The organism is Paraburkholderia sp. A3BS-1L (assembly GCF_051125215.1).
Taxonomy (GTDB): Bacteria; Pseudomonadota; Gammaproteobacteria; order Burkholderiales; family Burkholderiaceae; genus Paraburkholderia.
Window position 1 is genome coordinate 1,620,352 of sequence record NZ_CP120442.1, and the last position, 16,695, is coordinate 1,637,046.

Annotated in this window: 16 protein-coding genes; 13 read left to right on the forward strand and 3 right to left on the reverse strand. The window is 63.5% G+C overall.

Features of this window, described 5'->3' with window-relative positions:
* Positions 1 to 51 precede the first annotated feature (51 nt).
* Both P5W99_RS07290 and P5W99_RS07295 read left to right on the forward strand, forming a co-directional pair.
* The gene (locus P5W99_RS07290; protein ID WP_421023909.1) at positions 52 to 981 is read left to right on the forward strand and encodes an ABC transporter permease; all 930 of its coding nucleotides are present in this window, start codon (positions 52 to 54) and stop codon (positions 979 to 981) included.
* A gap of 72 nt (positions 982 to 1,053) precedes the next feature.
* Positions 1,054 to 2,139 carry a BMP family ABC transporter substrate-binding protein gene (locus tag P5W99_RS07295; protein ID WP_421023910.1) on the forward strand — a complete coding sequence of 362 codons (1,086 nt, stop codon included), beginning with the start codon at positions 1,054 to 1,056 and terminating at the stop codon, positions 2,137 to 2,139.
* A 43-nt stretch (positions 2,140 to 2,182) separates the two neighbouring features.
* Here P5W99_RS07295 and P5W99_RS07300 read toward each other — a convergent pair whose 3' ends face one another.
* Positions 2,183 to 2,392: a dodecin gene (locus P5W99_RS07300; RefSeq protein ID WP_421023911.1), complete on the reverse strand. Its 210-nt coding sequence runs from the start codon at positions 2,390 to 2,392 to the stop codon at positions 2,183 to 2,185.
* 288 nt (positions 2,393 to 2,680) lie between these two features.
* Here P5W99_RS07300 and P5W99_RS07305 point away from each other — a divergent pair, with 288 nt between their 5' ends.
* The 5 genes from P5W99_RS07305 to P5W99_RS07325 all read left to right on the forward strand — a co-directional run bounded on the left by P5W99_RS07305 (position 2,681) and on the right by P5W99_RS07325 (position 9,129).
* On the forward strand, positions 2,681 to 3,583 hold the full coding sequence (locus P5W99_RS07305; RefSeq protein WP_421023912.1) for an NAD(P)-dependent oxidoreductase: 903 nt from the start codon (positions 2,681 to 2,683) through the stop codon (positions 3,581 to 3,583).
* A 225-nt stretch (positions 3,584 to 3,808) separates the two neighbouring features.
* The gene (locus P5W99_RS07310) at positions 3,809 to 5,401 is read left to right on the forward strand and encodes an ABC-F family ATPase (RefSeq protein ID WP_421043830.1); all 1,593 of its coding nucleotides are present in this window, start codon (positions 3,809 to 3,811) and stop codon (positions 5,399 to 5,401) included.
* Between the two features lie 202 nt (positions 5,402 to 5,603).
* Positions 5,604 to 7,037, forward strand: coding sequence for an aldehyde dehydrogenase family protein (locus P5W99_RS07315; protein WP_421079446.1), 1,434 nt, complete (start codon positions 5,604 to 5,606; stop codon positions 7,035 to 7,037).
* 171 nt (positions 7,038 to 7,208) lie between these two features.
* Entirely contained in the window at positions 7,209 to 8,399 is a 1,191-nt protein-coding gene (locus P5W99_RS07320; protein ID WP_421023915.1) for an NAD(P)H-dependent flavin oxidoreductase, read from the forward strand.
* An 85-nt stretch (positions 8,400 to 8,484) separates the two neighbouring features.
* Positions 8,485 to 9,129, forward strand: coding sequence for an OmpW/AlkL family protein (locus tag P5W99_RS07325; RefSeq protein WP_421079447.1), 645 nt, complete (start codon positions 8,485 to 8,487; stop codon positions 9,127 to 9,129).
* 73 nt (positions 9,130 to 9,202) lie between these two features.
* Here the strand turns inward: P5W99_RS07325 and P5W99_RS07330 are convergent, their stop codons facing one another.
* Positions 9,203 to 9,406 (reverse strand): DUF1289 domain-containing protein, encoded by a 204-nt coding sequence (locus P5W99_RS07330; protein WP_421023917.1) that lies wholly within the window; start codon positions 9,404 to 9,406, stop codon positions 9,203 to 9,205.
* Between the two features lie 466 nt (positions 9,407 to 9,872).
* Here P5W99_RS07330 and P5W99_RS07335 point away from each other — a divergent pair, with 466 nt between their 5' ends.
* The 6 genes from P5W99_RS07335 (at position 9,873) to P5W99_RS07360 (ending at position 15,198) form a co-directional block, all read left to right on the forward strand.
* Positions 9,873 to 10,973: a polyamine ABC transporter substrate-binding protein gene (locus P5W99_RS07335; RefSeq protein ID WP_421023918.1), complete on the forward strand. Its 1,101-nt coding sequence runs from the start codon at positions 9,873 to 9,875 to the stop codon at positions 10,971 to 10,973.
* A gap of 146 nt (positions 10,974 to 11,119) precedes the next feature.
* Positions 11,120 to 12,280: an ABC transporter ATP-binding protein gene (locus tag P5W99_RS07340; RefSeq protein WP_421079448.1), complete on the forward strand. Its 1,161-nt coding sequence runs from the start codon at positions 11,120 to 11,122 to the stop codon at positions 12,278 to 12,280.
* The gene (locus P5W99_RS07345; protein WP_421079449.1) at positions 12,277 to 13,212 is read left to right on the forward strand and encodes an ABC transporter permease subunit; all 936 of its coding nucleotides are present in this window, start codon (positions 12,277 to 12,279) and stop codon (positions 13,210 to 13,212) included. Before P5W99_RS07340 ends, P5W99_RS07345 begins: the two co-directional genes overlap by 4 nt.
* On the forward strand, positions 13,209 to 14,027 hold the full coding sequence (locus tag P5W99_RS07350; RefSeq protein ID WP_421023921.1) for an ABC transporter permease subunit: 819 nt from the start codon (positions 13,209 to 13,211) through the stop codon (positions 14,025 to 14,027). Before P5W99_RS07345 ends, P5W99_RS07350 begins: the two co-directional genes overlap by 4 nt.
* Before the next feature lie 202 nt (positions 14,028 to 14,229).
* Positions 14,230 to 14,358, forward strand: coding sequence for a hypothetical protein (locus P5W99_RS07355; protein WP_421023922.1), 129 nt, complete (start codon positions 14,230 to 14,232; stop codon positions 14,356 to 14,358).
* Between the two features lie 45 nt (positions 14,359 to 14,403).
* The gene (locus P5W99_RS07360) at positions 14,404 to 15,198 is read left to right on the forward strand and encodes a class I SAM-dependent methyltransferase (RefSeq protein WP_434662366.1); all 795 of its coding nucleotides are present in this window, start codon (positions 14,404 to 14,406) and stop codon (positions 15,196 to 15,198) included.
* Here the strand turns inward: P5W99_RS07360 and P5W99_RS07365 are convergent.
* Entirely contained in the window at positions 15,180 to 16,682 is a 1,503-nt protein-coding gene (locus P5W99_RS07365) for a flavin-containing monooxygenase (protein WP_434662369.1), read from the reverse strand. The genes P5W99_RS07360 and P5W99_RS07365 overlap by 19 nt on opposite strands.
* Positions 16,683 to 16,695: the final 13 nt, after the last annotated feature.

Here is a 16,695-nt window from a genome sequence, read left to right on the forward strand (position 1 = left end):
CGGCTCACGAAAAAGACCATCACGAAAAAGTCCACAAAAAGGCCTCAGGACATGGATATTCAGCAAGCCAGCTCGCTCGCATCGAGCGCCGTCACCGCAGCGATCCCGCTGATGTTCGCCGGCGTGGGTGAACTCGTCACGGAAAAGTCGGGCGTGCTCAATCTCGGCGTCGAAGGCATGATGCTGATGGGCGCGGTGAGCGGCTACGCGCTCACCACCATCACAGGCGATCCATGGCTCGGGCTGCTGGCCGGCATGGGTGCGGGCATTGCCATGGCGCTGCTGTTCGGCTTTCTCACGCTCACGATGCAGGCCAACCAGGTCGCCACCGGCCTGTCGCTCACGATCTTCGGCGTCGGGCTTTCGGCGTATGTGGGCAAGCCCTACACTTCCGCTGCCACCTCGGCGACGATTGCCGCCTGGCCGATTCCGGGCCTCTCGCATCTGCCAGTGGCCGGGCCGGCGCTCTTCAGCCTCACGCCCGTTGATTACCTCGCATTCCTGATGTTCGCCGCGGTAGGCTGGTTTCTCTATCGCACGCGCGCGGGGCTCGTGCTGCGCTCGGTGGGCGAGTCGCCGCAGGTCGCGCATTCGGTAGGCTTTCCGGTGATCGGCGTGCGCTATGGCGCGACGGCGTTCGGTGGCGCGATGGCGGGGCTCGCGGGCAGCTACTATTCGGTCGTGCAACTGCACCTGTGGCAGGAGCAGATCACGGCGGGGCGCGGCTGGATCGCGCTCGCGCTGGTCGTGTTCGCGACGTGGCGGCCGGGGCGCCTTCTGATCGGCGCGCTGCTGTTTGGCGCTGTCACGGGCGCGCAATTCTATGCGCAGGCCGTGGGCGTGCCGGTGCCCACGCAGTTTCTCGCCATGCTGCCCTACGTGGCGACGATCGTGGTGCTGGTCCTCATTTCCCGTAATCCGAATACGATTCGCCTGAACGCGCCGGCCTCGCTCGGCAAGGCATTTTATGGAGCCGCGTAGGGGAGCCGCCCAGGTGGTCGCATTGAAGCTTCGAACGCACGCAGTACCCCTATCCACGACAGGAGATCCACGATGAGAAAAACCATCCTGACCGCATTCGCCGTAGCCGCAACCTGTAGCGCGGCGGCGCTCGCGCCGCAGGCCCAGGCCGCCGATGCGCCGGGCGTCGCGTTCGTCTATCTCGGCAATCCGGGCGATGCCGGCTGGACTTTCGCACACGATCAGGGTTCGAAAATGGTCGAGCAGAAGTTCGGCAACAAGATCAAGATCACGCGCATCGAGAATGTGCCCGAGTCCGCCGACTCGGAGCGCGTGTTCCGTGATCTCGCGAACAAGGGCAACAAGATCATCTTTGGCACGAGCTTCGGTTATCAGGACTTCGAACTAAAAGTCGCCAAGGATTTCCCCGATACCGTGTTCCTGCACGCGACCGGCTACAAGAAGGCCGCGAACTTCGGCACCTATGACGTGCGCATGTATCAGGGCGCGTATCTCGCAGGCGTGGCGGCCGGTTACGCGACCAAGACCAATACGCTGGGTTTCGTCGCCTCGGTGCCGATTCCCGAAGTCGTGCGCAACATCAACGCTTACACGCTGGGCGCGCGCTCGGTGAATCCGAAGGTCCATACCAAGGTCATCTGGATCAATAGCTGGTTCGATCCGGGCAAGGAGAAACAGGCGGCCGAGACGCTGATCGGCCAGGGTGCCGACATGCTGCTGCAAAACACCGATTCGAGCGCGACGCTCGCGACCGCCGAAGAGAAGCACGTTCACGCCTTCGGCTGGGACTCGAACATGAAGAAGTTCGGCCCGCATGCACACCTGGGCTCGGTGGAGGCGAACTGGGGCGTCTACTATACGGCCGCGATCCAGCAGGTGCTGGACGGCAAGTGGAAGAACGATCCGGTCTGGTGGGGCATCGCGCAGAAGGCCGTCGATCTTGGCGACATGAACACGTCCGAGCTGCCCGCCGACGCGCAAAAGGCCGTCGCCGCGAAGCGCGAACAGATCGCGAGCGGCAAGTGGGACGTCTTCACGGGCCCGATCAAGGATCAGACCGGCGCGGTCAAGATTCCGGCCGGCAAGACGCTGACCGATCCGGAACTGCAGCGCCTGAACTGGTACGTCGAGGGCGTGGACGGCGCGTTGCCGAAGTAAGCCGAAGCAGGGCCTGGCGGCGCCACGCGGCTGCGCACGAACCTTACTCGTCGATGCGCAGCCCGACTTTGATGGTCACCTGCCAGCGCGTGATCTGGTCGTTCTCGATCAGTCCGCGCGTTTCGGTGACTTCGAACCAGTGCAGATTGCGCAGCGTCTTCGAGGCGCGCGCAATGGCGCCGCGCACGGCGTCGTCGCTCGAGACGGTGGAGGAGCCGGTGAGTTCGATCTGCTTGTAGACGTGGTCGTTCATGACAATGTCTCCTGTGTGTCGATGGGACTTGACGCTTTAGCGCTTAGTCCCAGTCCCATGCAAAGCTCTTGCGGGGCGGCGCGGTGCATTCGGCGCACGTGTCAATCGAGTATAGGCAACGGCGGGCAACGGCGGGCAACGGCGAACAACGACGGCCGGTATCATGGCGCCTTGCGATTGCGCCGCATCGGACGTGCCGGCCGGAGCCTGGCAGAGACCGCACGCGGCGCGGAATGTGAAATGTGCCGGACTCGAATGTAGCGAGGCACGATGCAGGAGACGGAGAGGATGCAGAAGCAGGAACTGGGATTTTGCGGGCCGGGGTTGATGGGCGCACCGATGATTCGCCATTTGTTGCGCGCGGGTAACACGGTGCACGTGTGGAATCGTTCTCCGGCGAAGGCCGAGGCGCTGGTCGCCGATGGCGCGCAGGTCGCGGCCACCCCCGCGGCGCTGGCGCAGCACGCGGATGTGGTGCTGCTTTGCGTCGCGGACGGCGCAGCCGTCGAGCAGGTGGTGTTCGGCGAGCACGGCTTGCTGGCCGCTGCGGTGGCCGAGGGCGGCCAAGCCGTGCGTGTGCGCCGGATCGTCGACCATTCGAGCATCCCGCCCGAACAGACGCGCGAGTTGGCCGCGCGCGCGGCGACGCTGGGCGTGGGCTGGGTGGACGCGCCCGTGTCGGGCGGCGTGGCTGGCGCACAGGCGGGCTCGCTCGCGGTCATGGCGGGCGGGACGGCGGAAGACATCGGGGCGGTGGCGCCGATACTTGCTGCCTATGCGGCGCGAGTCACGCACATGGGCGGCCCCGGCGCCGGTCAGACCACGAAGCTGTGCAACCAGGCGATCGTCACGGCGACGGTTGCGGCCATTGCCGAGGCGGTGGGGCTCGCCCGCCGCAGCGGCATCGACGCCGCCAAGCTGCCTGAGGCGCTCGCGGGCGGCTGGGCCGACTCCACGCTGCTGCGCACGTTCGTGCCGCGCATGACGCAGGACGGCCTCGTGCCGATCGGTGCACTGAGAACGTTCCAGAAGGACGTGGACACGGTCGCGGATGCCGCCCGCCAGACCGGCACGCCCATGCCCGTCGCGGGCACCGTGCAGCAAGTCCTGCGCCTCGGCGCCGCGATGGGCCTGGCCGAGGCGGACTTGTCGGGTTTCGTCGACGTCCTGCAGACGCCGCGCCGCGCCTGATGGCGTGAGCTGATGAAGGCGGCATCGAGCGGCCACCTCTTGCCCAAAGGGCTTTCATCAGACCCCATCCCGGGCGGCTCCTGCGCCGCCTGCACCAATCTGCCACGAATTTCCGGTAGTTTTCCTGAGTGCGCCTGCAAGGCCGGAGCGCTGGCAGCCGCGCGCGAACTGGCATAACCTGCTAAAATTACAGGTTTTTCGTCGATCTACTTTCCGGGACGCGCTGTGCTCTCTACCGCCAACATCACCATGCAATTCGGGCCGAAGCCCTTGTTCGAGAATATCTCGGTCAAATTCGGCGAAGGCAACCGCTATGGCCTGATCGGCGCGAACGGTTGCGGCAAGTCCACGTTCATGAAGATCCTCGGTGGCGATCTTGAGCAAAGCTCGGGCACCGTGATCCTCGAGCCGAACGTGCGTCTGGGCAAGCTGCGCCAGGACCAGTTTGCGTACGAAGACGTGCGCGTGCTCGACGTCGTCATGATGGGCCACACCGAAATGTGGGCCGCAATGACCGAGCGCGACGCGATCTACGCGAACCCCGAGGCCACCGACGACGACTACATGCACGCCGCCGAACTGGAGGCGAAGTTCGCCGAGTACGACGGCTACACGGCCGAAGCGCGCGCGGGCGAGTTGCTGCTTGGCATCGGCATCGGCACGGAATTCCACAACGGCCCGATGAGCGCCGTGGCGCCGGGCTGGAAGCTGCGCGTGCTGCTCGCCCAGGCGCTGTTCTCGAAGCCGGACGTGCTGCTGCTCGACGAACCGACCAACAACCTCGACATCAACTCGATCCGCTGGCTGGAAGATGTTCTGAACGAGTACAACTCGACCATGATCATCATTTCCCACGATCGACACTTCCTGAACCAGGTCTGCACGCACATGGCGGACATGGACTACGGCACGCTCAAGGTCTGGCCGGGCAACTACGACGACTACATGCTCGCTTCCGCGCAGGCGCGTGAGCGTCAGCAGGCCGCGAACCAGAAGGCGAAGGAGCGCGTGGCCGACCTGCAGGACTTCGTGCGCCGCTTCTCGGCGAACAAGTCGAAGGCACGCCAGGCGACCAGCCGTCTGAAGATGATCGACAAGATCAAGATCGAGGAATTCAAGCCGTCGTCGCGCCAGAACCCGTTCATCCGCTTCGAGTTCGAGAAGAAACTGCATAACATCGTGGTGGTCGCGGAAGAAATCACGAAGACCTACGATCGCAAGATCTTCAATAAATTCAGCATCAGCGTGCAGCCGGGCGAGCGCATCGCGATCATCGGCGAAAACGGCGCGGGCAAGACCACGCTGCTGCGCTCGCTGCTGGGCAACCTGGCCGTCGACAACGGCACGGTGAAGTGGGCCGAGAACGCGAACATCGGCTACATGCCGCAGGACACATACGAAGAGTTCCCGAACGATGTCACGCTGATGGACTGGATCGACCAGTACCGCCAGGAAGGCGACGACGAGCAATCGGTGCGCGGCACGCTGGGGCGTCTGCTTTTCAACGCCGATGACATCCGCAAGTCGGTGAAGGTGCTGTCGGGCGGCGAGAAGGGCCGCATGATCTGGGGCAAGCTGATGCTCGGCCGCCACAACGTGCTGCTCATGGACGAGCCGACCAACCACATGGACATGGAATCGATCGAGTCGCTGCAGATCGCGCTCGAGAAGTTCGAAGGCACGCTTATTTTCGTGTCGCACGACCGTGAGTTCGTGAATGGTCTCGCCAACCGCATCATCGAAGTGAAGACCGATGGCAAGATCAACGACTACAGCGGCAACTACGAGGACTTCCTTGCGAGCCAGGGGCTGCACTAAGCGCTGGTTGAGCGAGTAGAGCAGACAGGGAAACAAATCGGGCGGCGTGCATGCGTCGCCCGATTTGTTTTTGGAGCGGCGCAATTGCCTGAGCGCACGAAAGCCCGAACTTACGTTTGCGTCAACCACGCTAGAATGCACTGTTCCCGCGGTGCAAGCCGCGACGAGACCGCAAACGAACACGGAGTCAGGAGAGACGCGCATGCATAACTACGACCAGCTCTACATCAACGGCCAGTGGGTCGCGCCGCATGGCAAGGGCACGATCGACGTTATCGATTCGGGCACTGAAGCCGTCATGGGCCGCATCCCTGAGGGCAATGAAGCCGACGCCGAGGCGGCCATCGCCGCAGCGCGCGCCGCCTTCGACAAATGGGCCGCGACGAGCCCGCAGGAACGTGGCGCTTATCTGCAGAAAATCGCCGATAACCTCAAGGCCCGCACCGACGAGCTCGCGCAACTGATTGCGGGTGAAGTGGGCATGCCGCTGAAACTCGCGCGCGCGATTCAGGTGGGCGGTCCCGTCTACAATTGGGGCGCTTATGCGAAACTCGCAAACGAGTTCCAGTACGAGGAGCGCGTGGGCAATTCACTCGTCGTGCGCGAGCCGGTGGGCGTGGTGGCGGCCATCACGCCGTGGAACTATCCGCTCAATCAGATCACGCTCAAAGTGGCTGCCGCGCTTGCGGCAGGTTGCACCGTCGTGCTCAAGCCGTCCGAGGTTGCGCCGCTTAATGCGTTCGTGCTCGCCGAGGCCATTCACGAGGCCGGCCTGCCCGCCGGCGTCTTCAATCTCGTGACCGGCTATGGGCCGGTGGTCGGCGAACTGCTCGCGCGTCATCCCCAGGTCGACATGGTCTCGTTCACGGGCTCGACGCGCGCGGGCAAGCGCGTCTCGGAAGTGGCGGCGGCCACCGTCAAGCGCGTCGCGCTGGAGCTGGGCGGCAAGTCGGCCTCGGTCGTGCTGGACGACGCCGATTTCGCCGCGGCCGTGAAGGGCACCGTGGGCGCCTGCTTCCTGAACTCGGGGCAGACCTGCTCGGCGCACACGCGCATGATCGTGCCCGAGGCCCGTTACGAAGAAGCGCGCGCACTCGCGAAGGAGGCTGTCGAAGCTTATACGGTAGGCGATCCGCGCGACGAGAAGGCGAAGCTGGGGCCGCTTGCCTCGAAGGTGCAGCAAGAACGTGTGCAGCAGTACATCGAGCGTGGCATTGCCGACGGCGCCGAACTCGTGACGGGCGGCGCAGGCATGCCAGAAGGCGTGACGAAGGGCTTCTTCGTGAAGCCGACCGTGTTCGGCCGCGTGCCGCGCGATGCTGCGATTGCGCAGGAGGAGATCTTCGGCCCGGTGCTCACGATCCTCACGGCGAAAGACGAGGACGACGCCGTCGCCATCGCCAACGACTCGCTCTATGGCTTGGGCGGTGCGGTGTGGGCCGGCAGCGACGAGCGCGCGGCGCGCGTGGCACGACGTATCCGCACAGGACAGATCGACATCAACGGCGGCGCCTGGAACATGGCCGCGCCGTTCGGCGGTTTCAAGCAATCCGGCCATGGCCGCGAGAACGGCGTATACGGTCTCGAAGAGTACCTCGAGTACAAGTCGATGCAGTTCAAGCTGCCAAAACCTTGATCTGATGACGTTTTCGCGCCTTGCAAATGTTTTGGCGCGACGTTTTGATTTTCGTCAAAAACGCGGGGATCCCCAAGGGGCTCCGCGTTTTTTATTGACATGTATCAATATCGTCTGTGGGCAGCGCGCGACTATTAACGTTTTGCCACCGATAACGCAAAGCGGTCCACCATGTTTCCTAACTATTCTTTCGCGCCGCTCCATATTCGCGGCCGCCAACTGTTGCCCATCGTGCAAGGCGGCATGGGTGTCGGCGTCTCGGCGCACCGGCTTGCGGGCAGCGTCGCGCGCGAAGGCGCGCTTGGCACCATCGCGAGCATCGACCTGCGCCATCATCATCCCGACCTTGTCGATCTGTGCCGCGCCGACCCTCGGCACGAAACGCTCGAGCGCGCCAATCTCGTCGCGCTCGGCCGTGAAATCGCGGCTGCGCGCAAGCTGGCGCAGGGCAACGGCATGATCGCCGTGAACGTGATGAAAGCGGTCAGTGCGCATGCCGACTACGTGCGCGCGGCCTGCGAGCATGGCGCCGATGCCATCGTCATGGGCGCGGGCCTGCCGCTTGATCTGCCGGATCTCACGCAGGGCATGGACATCGCGCTCATCCCGATTCTTTCGGATGCGCGCGGCGTCTCGCTCGTGCTCAAAAAGTGGATGAAGAAGGGGCGTCTGCCCGACGCCATCGTGCTCGAACACCCCGCACATGCGGGCGGCCACCTTGGCGTGACCGACATCGCCGACATGGACAACGAGCGCTTCGGGTTCGAGCGTATTTTCGAGGAACTCGACGGTGTTTATGCGTCGCTCGGCATCACGCGCCGCGAGGTGCCGCTCATCGTGGCGGGCGGCGTCAACAGCCACGAGGCCGTGCGCAAGTGGCTGGAGGCGGGCGCCAACGGCGTGCAGGTGGGCACGCCGTTCGCCGTGACGGAGGAGGGTGACGCGCACCCGAATTTCAAGCGCGTTCTCGCCGACGCCAAGCCCGAGGACATCGTCGAGTTCGTGAGCGTGACCGGCCTGCCCGCGCGCGCGGTGAAAACGCCATGGCTCGATCGTTACCTGCGCAACGAGTCGCGCATCCGCATCAAGATTGGCTCGAAGAAAAATGCCTGCCCGACCGGGCTCGAATGCCTGTCGATCTGCGGCCTGCGCGACGGCATCGAAAAATTCGGCCACTTCTGCATCGACACCCGCCTGGCGGCGGCGTTGCGCGGCGATGTGGCAAACGGCCTGTTCTTCCGTGGCCGTGAAGCGTTGCCGTTTGGCAACGCCATTCGCAGCGTCAGGGACCTGCTGGAGCTGCTTTTGACCGGTGTTACGCGGCCTCAGGTCGCACAACAGCCGGCATTGGCCATGAACTGACAGCTGTCAATTTCGTGATGGGATCTCCCGCAGAGAATCTCTGCGGACCTGCGAATCTACGCGGGGAAAAAAGGGGGTAACCATCATGACGAGGCAATTGAAAACCATCGCGGCCGTTGCCGCATTGGCGCTGGGCGCCGCGTTCGCCGTATCGGCTGCTCATGCCGCCGATACGCCCACCACGGGTATCTACGCGGGGGACTGGCTCGTGCGGCTGCGCGCGATCGCCATCACGCCGCAGGTGAGTTCAAGCGGCGCGCTCAATACGCTCAAGGCTGGCGTCAACAACGCAATCGTTCCTGAGCTCGACTTCACCTACATGGTGACGAACAACATCGGCGCCGAGCTCATTCTCGGCACGTCGCGCAATCAGGTCACGTCCAGCCTCGGCGCGCTGGGTGGAGTCGGCGTGCTGCCGCCCACGCTGCTGCTGCAGTATCACTTCAACAATGCAGGGGTATTCCGGCCATACGTGGGCGCCGGCATCAACTACACGCTGTTCTACAACAATGGGCTGCACGCGGGTGGCCAGCCCGTGTCGATCGACAACCATAGCTTCGGCCCGGCGCTGCAGTTCGGCGTCGACTACCAGGTCGCGAAAAACGTCTTCGTGAACGCGGACGTCAAGAAGATCTGGATGCGTACGGGTGCGTCGCTCAATGGCTCGTCGCTCGGCACGCTCTATATCGATCCGATCGTGGTGGGCGTGGGGGTCGGCATGAAGTTCTGACCGCTGCCGCCCGCTATCGAAACGAAAAAAACGCCGGTTCGCCCGGCGTTTTTTCGTGCTGTGGGCCGCTGGGTCAGGCGCGGTTTTGCTGGAAGCGCATGGCGGTGCCTTCGCGCTCGATGCGCGTCCACACGGCGCGCTTTTCCTCGTCGGTCAGGAACACCCAGTTCGAAACTTCCGTCGCTGTGCGGCCGCAGCCTTTGCAGATTTCGTCGAACAGCGTCGAGCACACGCCGATACAGGGGCTGTCGGGAAGGTCGTGGAGATTGGAGGCCATCGATATGTCTTGGGGGCAGGATGACCGGCACGCGGACATGCGCACCGGCTTTGCGGAAAACCCCGCTATGTTAATCGATTCGCGGGCGCCGCCTGATTAGCCCAATTGGCGGAGGGGCGATGGCCTGGTGGCGAGCGGCGTCGCGCGAATGTTGCGCGGGCCGTTTTTTTGGTGGACAGGGGCCGATAAACGGCTAAAATTGCGCGCGATTTACTGTCAGTGGCGCCCAACCGCGGCGTGCGCAGCTTGCGGCCGGCCTGGCTGCACGGCGGGTCCTGTTCCGTTTGTGCGACAGGCCGGTGCGCTTTCTTTGTCGCCCGGCAGGTTTGATGGTAGGTTCGATGAAATATTCAGGCGGGCGCCGCCAGGCTGAATACCGGCAGGGACAAGCAGCACGCAAGCTAACAGGCAGGTTAACAATCAGGCCTTCAATCGGGCTATCAATCGGCTAAAAGCGGAGAACGGGATGAAGAAACGGGTTTTGGCGAAACTGGCTGTACTCGCGCTGTGCGCGGCGCCGTGGGTGACGTCGGTGGCGAAGGATACGCAACTGAATGTGTATAACTGGTCCGATTACATCGCCAAGGACACGATCCCGAACTTCACGAAGCAGACCGGCGTTCAGGTCAAGTACGACAACTACGATAGCGACGATACCCTCCAGGCCAAGCTGCTCGCAGGCAATTCGGGCTACGACATCGTGGTGCCGACCAGCAACTATGCGGGCAAGCAGATTGCCGCCGGCATTTTTTCGCCGCTCGACAAATCGAAGATCCCCAACCTCAAGTATCTCGATCCGCAACTCATGGCGCTGGTCGCCGGCGCGGATCCGGGCAACAAGTACGCGGTGCCCTGGGCCTACGGCACGACCGGACTCGCCTATAACGTCACCAAGGCGCAGCAGATCCTTGGCAAGAACGTGCCGCTCGACAACTGGGACATCCTCTTCAAGCCCGAGAACATCTCGAAGCTGAAGGCATGTGGCGTATCCGTGCTCGACGCACCGGACCAGATGTTCGCGGCCGCGCTGCACTACATCGGCAAGGACCCGCTTTCGACGAACCCGGACGACTATCGCGCCGCGCTCGCGATGATGAAGAAGATCCGTCCGTACATCACGCAGTTCAACTCGTCGGGCTATATCAACGACCTCGTGGGCGGCGACATCTGCTTTGCCTACGGCTGGTCGGGGGACGTCGTGATCGCCAAGCATCGCGCCATCGACGCGAAGAAGCCGTACAAGATCGAGTACTACATCCCGAAGGGCGGCGCGCCGATCTGGTTTGACGTGATGACCATCCCGAAGGACGCGCAGCACAAGGAAGCCGCTCACGAGTGGATCAACTATATCGAGACGCCGCAGGTTCACGCGGCCATCACGAATGCGGTCTACTACCCGAGCGCGAACGCCGAAGCACGCAAGTACGTGAACAAGGACATCGCCAACGACCCGGCCGTCTACCCGTCGCCCGAAGTCCTGAAGACGCTGTTCCTGCTCAAGCCGCTGCCGCCTGAGATCCAGCGTCTGCAGACGCGTCTGTGGACCGAGTTCAAGTCGGGCCGCTGATGCGCTGGCGCGCCGTTGACAGATTGCGTTGGCGGTGCGCGTAGCGTCTTCTGATCGCTTTACCCGAGCCCTCGGCATGATGCCGGGGGCTTTGTTCGTCAACCCCGTCCAGCATCAAGGCAGAACCAGGCAGGGCAGAGAGAATCATGAGTGACCAGTCGAGCGCGCCGGCAGCCCCCGGCGTGCTGCCTTCGGGCAACGCCACGGCGGATAGCGCCGCGGACAACTTCGTGCAGGTCGTTGACGTCGTCAAGAAGTTTGGCGAAACGACGGCCGTCAAGGGCGTCAACCTGTCGGTGAAGAAGGGCGAACTGTTCGCGCTGCTCGGCAGCTCGGGCTGCGGCAAATCCACCTTGCTGCGCATGCTTGCCGGTCTGGAGACAGTGACCTCGGGCAAGATCCTGATCGACGGCGAGGATCTCGCGATGCTGCCGCCGTACCGTCGTCCGGTCAACATGATGTTCCAGTCGTATGCGCTCTTTCCGCATATGACCGTGGAGTCGAATGTCGGCTTCGGGCTGCGCCAGGAGGGCGTGAAGAAGTCCGAACTCAAGGACCGCGTGGCCGTCGCGCTCGAACTCGTGCAGATGTCGCGTTTCGCCAAACGCAAGCCGCATCAGCTCTCGGGTGGCCAGCAGCAGCGCGTCGCGCTCGCGCGCTCGCTCGTCAAGCGTCCCAAGCTGTTGCTGCTCGACGAGCCGATGTCGGCGCTCGACAAGCAGATTCGCCAGCGCACGCAGATCGAACTCGTCAACATTCTCGAGAACGTGGGCGTCACCTGCATCATGGTCACGCACGATCAGGAAGAGGCAATGACGATGGCCGACCGTCTCGCAGTCATGAGCGAAGGGCAGATCGTGCAGCTGGGTGCGCCCAATGAGGTCTACGAGTTTCCGAACAGCCGTTTCTCGGCGGAATTCATCGGCTCGACCAATTTGTTCGAGGGCAACGTGGTCGAGGACGAGCCCGATCACGTATTCGTCGAGTCGCCGGACCTGACGGTGCGCCTTTACGTGAACCACGGCATCACCGGTCCGCTCGGCATGCCCGTGACGATCTCGGTGCGGCCCGAGCGCATCGCGCTCACGCGCAAGCCGCCCGAGGGCGCGTTCAACTGGGGCAAGGGCGTCGTCAAGAACGTCGCGTACATGGGCGGCTACTCGCTTTATCACGTCCAGCTCGAATCGGGCAAGACGGTGATCGCGAACATGTCGAGCCTCGCGCTCTCCGAGATCGACTCGCCCACCTGGGACGACGAGGTCTACGTGCGCTGGAGCGCATCGGCCGGGGTGGTGCTGACGTCATGAGCGCGCTGAGCTTCAAGAATCTGCTGCACTGGCCGGCGAAGCGTTTCAACCTGACCGGCCGCACGGCCGTCGTGGCGGGCCCGTTCTTCTGGCTGCTGCTGTTCTTCCTCGTGCCGTTCTTGCTGGTGGTGAAGATCAGCTTCGCCGACCAGCAGCTCGGCATCCCGCCATACACCGAGCTCACGTCGTACGCGAATGGCGTCTGGCACATCGCGCTGGATCTTTCGCACTACGCGTTCCTGCTTCAGGACAGCCTGTATTTCGCGACCTACGTGAATTCGGTCGTGGTGGCAGCCATCTCGACGCTGCTGTGTCTGCTGATCGGCTATCCGATGGCGTACTACATCGCGCGCTCGAATCCGGCCACGCGCAACGTTCTCATGATGGCGGTGATGCTGCCGTTCTGGACGTCGTTCCTTATTCGCGTGTACGCGTGGATCGGCATCCTGAAGAACAACGGACTGCTGAACAATTTCCTGATGTCGCTCGGCATCATCCATTCGCCCATCGAGCTCTATCACACGAACACGGCGGTTTATATCGGCATGGTGTATTCGTATCTGCCGTTTCTCGTGATGCCGCTCTACGCGCACCTCGTGAAGATGGATCTCACGCTGCTCGAAGCCGCCTATGACCTCGGCGCGAAACCGTGGCGCGCGTTCGTGGAGATCACTCTGCCGCTCTCGAAGAACGGCATTATTGCGGGCTGCCTGCTGGTGTTCATTCCGGCGGTGGGCGAGTACGTGATTCCCGAGTTGCTCGGCGGCGCGAACACGCTGATGATCGGCCGCGTCATGTGGAACGAGTTCTTCGACAATGCCGACTGGCCGATGGCTTCCGCCGTCACCTGCGCAATGGTCCTGCTGCTGCTCGTGCCAATGGCACTGTTCCAGCACTTCCAGGCGAAGGAACTGGAGGGCCGCGGCAAATGAAGCCGAATCGTGTTCTGCAGTTCATCGCGCTCGGCATCGGCTTTGCGTTCCTCTATATTCCGATCCTGAGCCTGATCGTCTACTCGTTCAACGACTCGCAGCTCGTGACAGTGTGGACGCATTTCTCGACGCGCTGGTATCAGGCGCTCGCGACCGACGACGAGCTCATCACCGCCGCGTGGCTGTCGCTGCGCGTCGCGCTGATGACGGCGTTCGCCTCGGTGATCATCGGCACGTGGGCGGGCTTCGTGCTCGCGCGCATGGGGCGCTTTCGCGGCTTCACGCTCTTTTCGGGAATGATCAACGCGCCGCTCGTGATTCCCGAAGTGATTCAGGGCATCTCGCTGCTGCTGCTGTTCGTGGAAATGGGCAAGCTGTTCGGCTGGCCGGCGGGGCGTGGCGTGTTCACGATCTGGATCGGCCACGTAATGCTGTGCATTTCCTATGTGGCCATCATCGTGCAATCGCGCGTGCGCGAGCTCAATCCGTCGCTGGAAGAAGCCGCGCTCGACCTGGGCGCGACGCCCTTCAAGGTGTTCTTCCAGATCACGCTGCCGCTGATCTCGCAGGCGCTTGCGGCAGGCTGGCTGCTGTCGTTCACGCTGTCGATCGACGACCTCGTGCTCTCGGCCTTCCTCTCCGGCCCCGGTTCGACGACGCTGCCGCTCGTCGTGTTCTCGCGTGTGCGCCTCGGCTTGAACCCGGAGATGAACGCGCTCGCGACGCTCTTCATTCTCGTGGTGACGGCGGGCGTGATCATCGGCAACTACTTCATGCAGCGCGCCGAGCGCAAACGCATGGCGATGGCGGTCTGACGCACTCGCGGGCAAGCGGGCGTTACCCTGCAAATGGCGGCGCGTGGGCATCGGCTCACGCGCCGTTTTCTTTTTTTCAGCGCGTTCGCGTTCCCGGGGGGCTTTAGCGTGCCAGGCGGCTATGGGGCTATGATCGAGAAATACAGGCGGACTGCCAGCGCCATGTAGCACGGCGTCCTGTGCGGCCTGCAGCGGGCACACGATGATCGAAGTAATAGTGAAAGAGGGCGCGATCGTAGCGCTCTGGCAACAACTGATTCAGCTCTGGGAGCTGATTGTCATGGTCTGCCGCTTCCTTTGGGGGTTGCTCAAGCTCTTGAGCGGCGCCTGAGTGCGAGGCGGCCGGAACGCGGCGCACACGACACGAGGGCACACGATGATCGACGATTCCACCCGGCGTTTCACCGATCGGGTCGCGGACTACGTGAAGTACCGGCCGACTTATCCACGCGAAGTGGCGACCTTCGCTCATGTCGAATGCGGCATTGCGCCAGGCGCCACGGTAGCCGACATTGGCGCGGGCACCGGCATTTCGGCGAAACTCTTTCTCGATGCGGGCCACCCGGTCGTGGCCGTCGAACCGAACGCGGCGATGCGCGAGGCCGCGGACCGCTATCTCGCGAACTATGCCGACAACCCCGGCTATCGGAGCGTGGCCGGCTCTGCGGAGAACACGGCGCTCGAAGCCGCGAGCATCGATCTCGTGACAGCGGCGCAGGCGTTTCACTGGTTCGAGAAGGCGGACGCCCGGCGCGAGTTCGCGCGCATTCTCAAGCCGCGCGGCAAGATCGTGCTGTTCTGGAACAGCCGGCTCTTGAAGGGCTCGGCGTTTCTCGAGGGTTACGAAGCGCTGCTGCGCGAATTCAGCACCGACTACGCGAGCGTGGCCGAGACGTACCCCGACGACGACGCCATGGCCGACTGGTTCGGCGACGGCTTCGAGCACAAGACCGTGTTTCCGAATGCGCAACTGCTCGACTACGACGGACTGCGGGGGCGTCTCGCGTCTTCGTCGTATGCGCCGAAGCCTGACGATGCGCGCCACGAGCCGATGCTCGCCGCGCTGCGCGAACTGTTCGACGCGACGCAACGTGACGGGCGCGTGAATTTCGCCTATGAAACGCGTGTGTATGCCGGCAGGCCGATGGGCGCTCAACGCCCGAACTCGTAGTCGCGCTCGCGCACGCGGCGCGTACGGCGCCGGAACGTGAACGTGAAGCCTGGCCATAGCGACGTGACTTTGCCGCTCATGGTCTGGTAATAGCTGCGGCAGCCCGAGGTCCACACCGTGTGCGCGAGTTGCGCCTGCAACTGCGTGTTGAAGGCGCGCTGGACCTCGGGCCGCACGGTCATCGTACGCGCATGGCGGTTGCGCAGAGCTTCGATGCAGCCAGCGATATAGCGCACTTGCGACTCGATCATGTAGATCATCGAGTTGTGCCCGAGGCCTGTGTTCGGGCCGACGACGATGAAGAAATTCGGAAAACCCGCAACGGTGGTGCCCAGATACGCCTCGGGGCCGTCGCGCCGCCACGCTGTGCCCAGATCCGCGCCGTTCAAGCCGGTCACGCCAAACGGCGCGTCCACATCATTTACCTGAAAGCCGGTGCCGCAGACGATCGCATCGAATTCTCGATGCACGCCATCCGCGGTGATGATCCCGTCGGCGACCACTTCGCGAATCGGTTCGGTTACCAGGTTCACGTTCGGCTGCGAGATTGCCGGGAAATAGTGGCTCGACAGCAGCACGCGCTTGCAGCCCAGCACATGGTTGGGCGTGAGCTTTGCGCGCAGCGCCGGGTCCTTGACCTTGTGCGCGAGATAGTTGCGCGCGAACTTCATCGGTGCATTGAGCAGGCGCCGATCGACGACGAAACCCAGTGCGCGCGATTCGAGTTGCCAGTAGATCGCCGCGCGTGCCAGGCGCCGTGCAAGCGGCACATGGCGATACACCCAGCGCGTACGCGTACCGATGGCGCGATCGCGGCGCGGCATGATCCATGGCGCCGTGCGCTGGAACACCGTGAGCTGTGCGACGCGCGGTTGAATCATCGGCACGAACTGGATGGCGCTTGCGCCGGTGCCGATCACGGCGACGCGCTTGCCATCGAGCGCGTAATCGTGGTTCCAGCGCGCCGAATGAAAGAGCGCGCCTTCGAAGCGCTCGAGCCCGTCGATGGCGGGTAGCGCGGGGCGCGAAAGCGGGCCGTTCGCGGCGATCAGCAAATCGGCCTCGACAGTATGCAAGACCCCGTCGCGCTCGATCTCGATCATCCACACGCTGCGCCCGACGTCGAAGCGCGCGGCGTTCACGCGCGAGCGATAGCGGATGTGGCGCTCGATGCCGTATTTGTGCGCGCAATGGCGCAGGTAATCGAGAATCTCGCACTGCGGCGCATAGGTGCGCGTCCAGTTCGGATTCGGCTCGAACGAAAATGAATAGAGGTGCGAAGGAACATCGCAGGCCGCGCCGGGATAAGCGTTGTCGCGCCACGTGCCGCCGAGACTCTCTGCCGCCTCGTAGAGCGTAAAGGTCTCGATGTCCATGCGCCGCAGACGGATCGCCATGCCGATGCCGGCAAAGCCGCTGCCGACAATCGCGATGCGCGGTGAGGTTTGCGTGTCTTGCCGCGACGAGGACGCGTGAGTGGTCATATCTGAATGGAGG

Bases quoted from the DNA above. Each gene is read 5' to 3' on its own strand.
- P5W99_RS07335 (WP_421023918.1), top strand. From the start codon at position 9,873: ATGAAGAAACGGGTTTTGGCGAAACTGGCTGTACTCGCGCTGTGCGCG.
- P5W99_RS07300 (WP_421023911.1), bottom strand. From the start codon at position 2,392: ATGAACGACCACGTCTACAAGCAGATCGAACTCACCGGCTCCTCCACC.
- P5W99_RS07360 (WP_434662366.1), top strand. From the start codon at position 14,404: ATGATCGACGATTCCACCCGGCGTTTCACCGATCGGGTCGCGGACTAC.
- P5W99_RS07365 (WP_434662369.1), bottom strand. From the start codon at position 16,682: ATGACCACTCACGCGTCCTCGTCGCGGCAAGACACGCAAACCTCACCG.
- P5W99_RS07295 (WP_421023910.1), top strand. From the start codon at position 1,054: ATGAGAAAAACCATCCTGACCGCATTCGCCGTAGCCGCAACCTGTAGC.
- P5W99_RS07350 (WP_421023921.1), top strand. From the start codon at position 13,209: ATGAAGCCGAATCGTGTTCTGCAGTTCATCGCGCTCGGCATCGGCTTT.
- P5W99_RS07330 (WP_421023917.1), bottom strand. From the start codon at position 9,406: ATGGCCTCCAATCTCCACGACCTTCCCGACAGCCCCTGTATCGGCGTG.
- P5W99_RS07325 (WP_421079447.1), top strand. From the start codon at position 8,485: ATGACGAGGCAATTGAAAACCATCGCGGCCGTTGCCGCATTGGCGCTG.
- P5W99_RS07315 (WP_421079446.1), top strand. From the start codon at position 5,604: ATGCATAACTACGACCAGCTCTACATCAACGGCCAGTGGGTCGCGCCG.
- P5W99_RS07345 (WP_421079449.1), top strand. From the start codon at position 12,277: ATGAGCGCGCTGAGCTTCAAGAATCTGCTGCACTGGCCGGCGAAGCGT.
- P5W99_RS07290 (WP_421023909.1), top strand. From the start codon at position 52: ATGGATATTCAGCAAGCCAGCTCGCTCGCATCGAGCGCCGTCACCGCA.
- P5W99_RS07305 (WP_421023912.1), top strand. From the start codon at position 2,681: ATGCAGAAGCAGGAACTGGGATTTTGCGGGCCGGGGTTGATGGGCGCA.
- P5W99_RS07320 (WP_421023915.1), top strand. From the start codon at position 7,209: ATGTTTCCTAACTATTCTTTCGCGCCGCTCCATATTCGCGGCCGCCAA.
- P5W99_RS07355 (WP_421023922.1), top strand. From the start codon at position 14,230: ATGATCGAAGTAATAGTGAAAGAGGGCGCGATCGTAGCGCTCTGGCAA.
- P5W99_RS07340 (WP_421079448.1), top strand. From the start codon at position 11,120: ATGAGTGACCAGTCGAGCGCGCCGGCAGCCCCCGGCGTGCTGCCTTCG.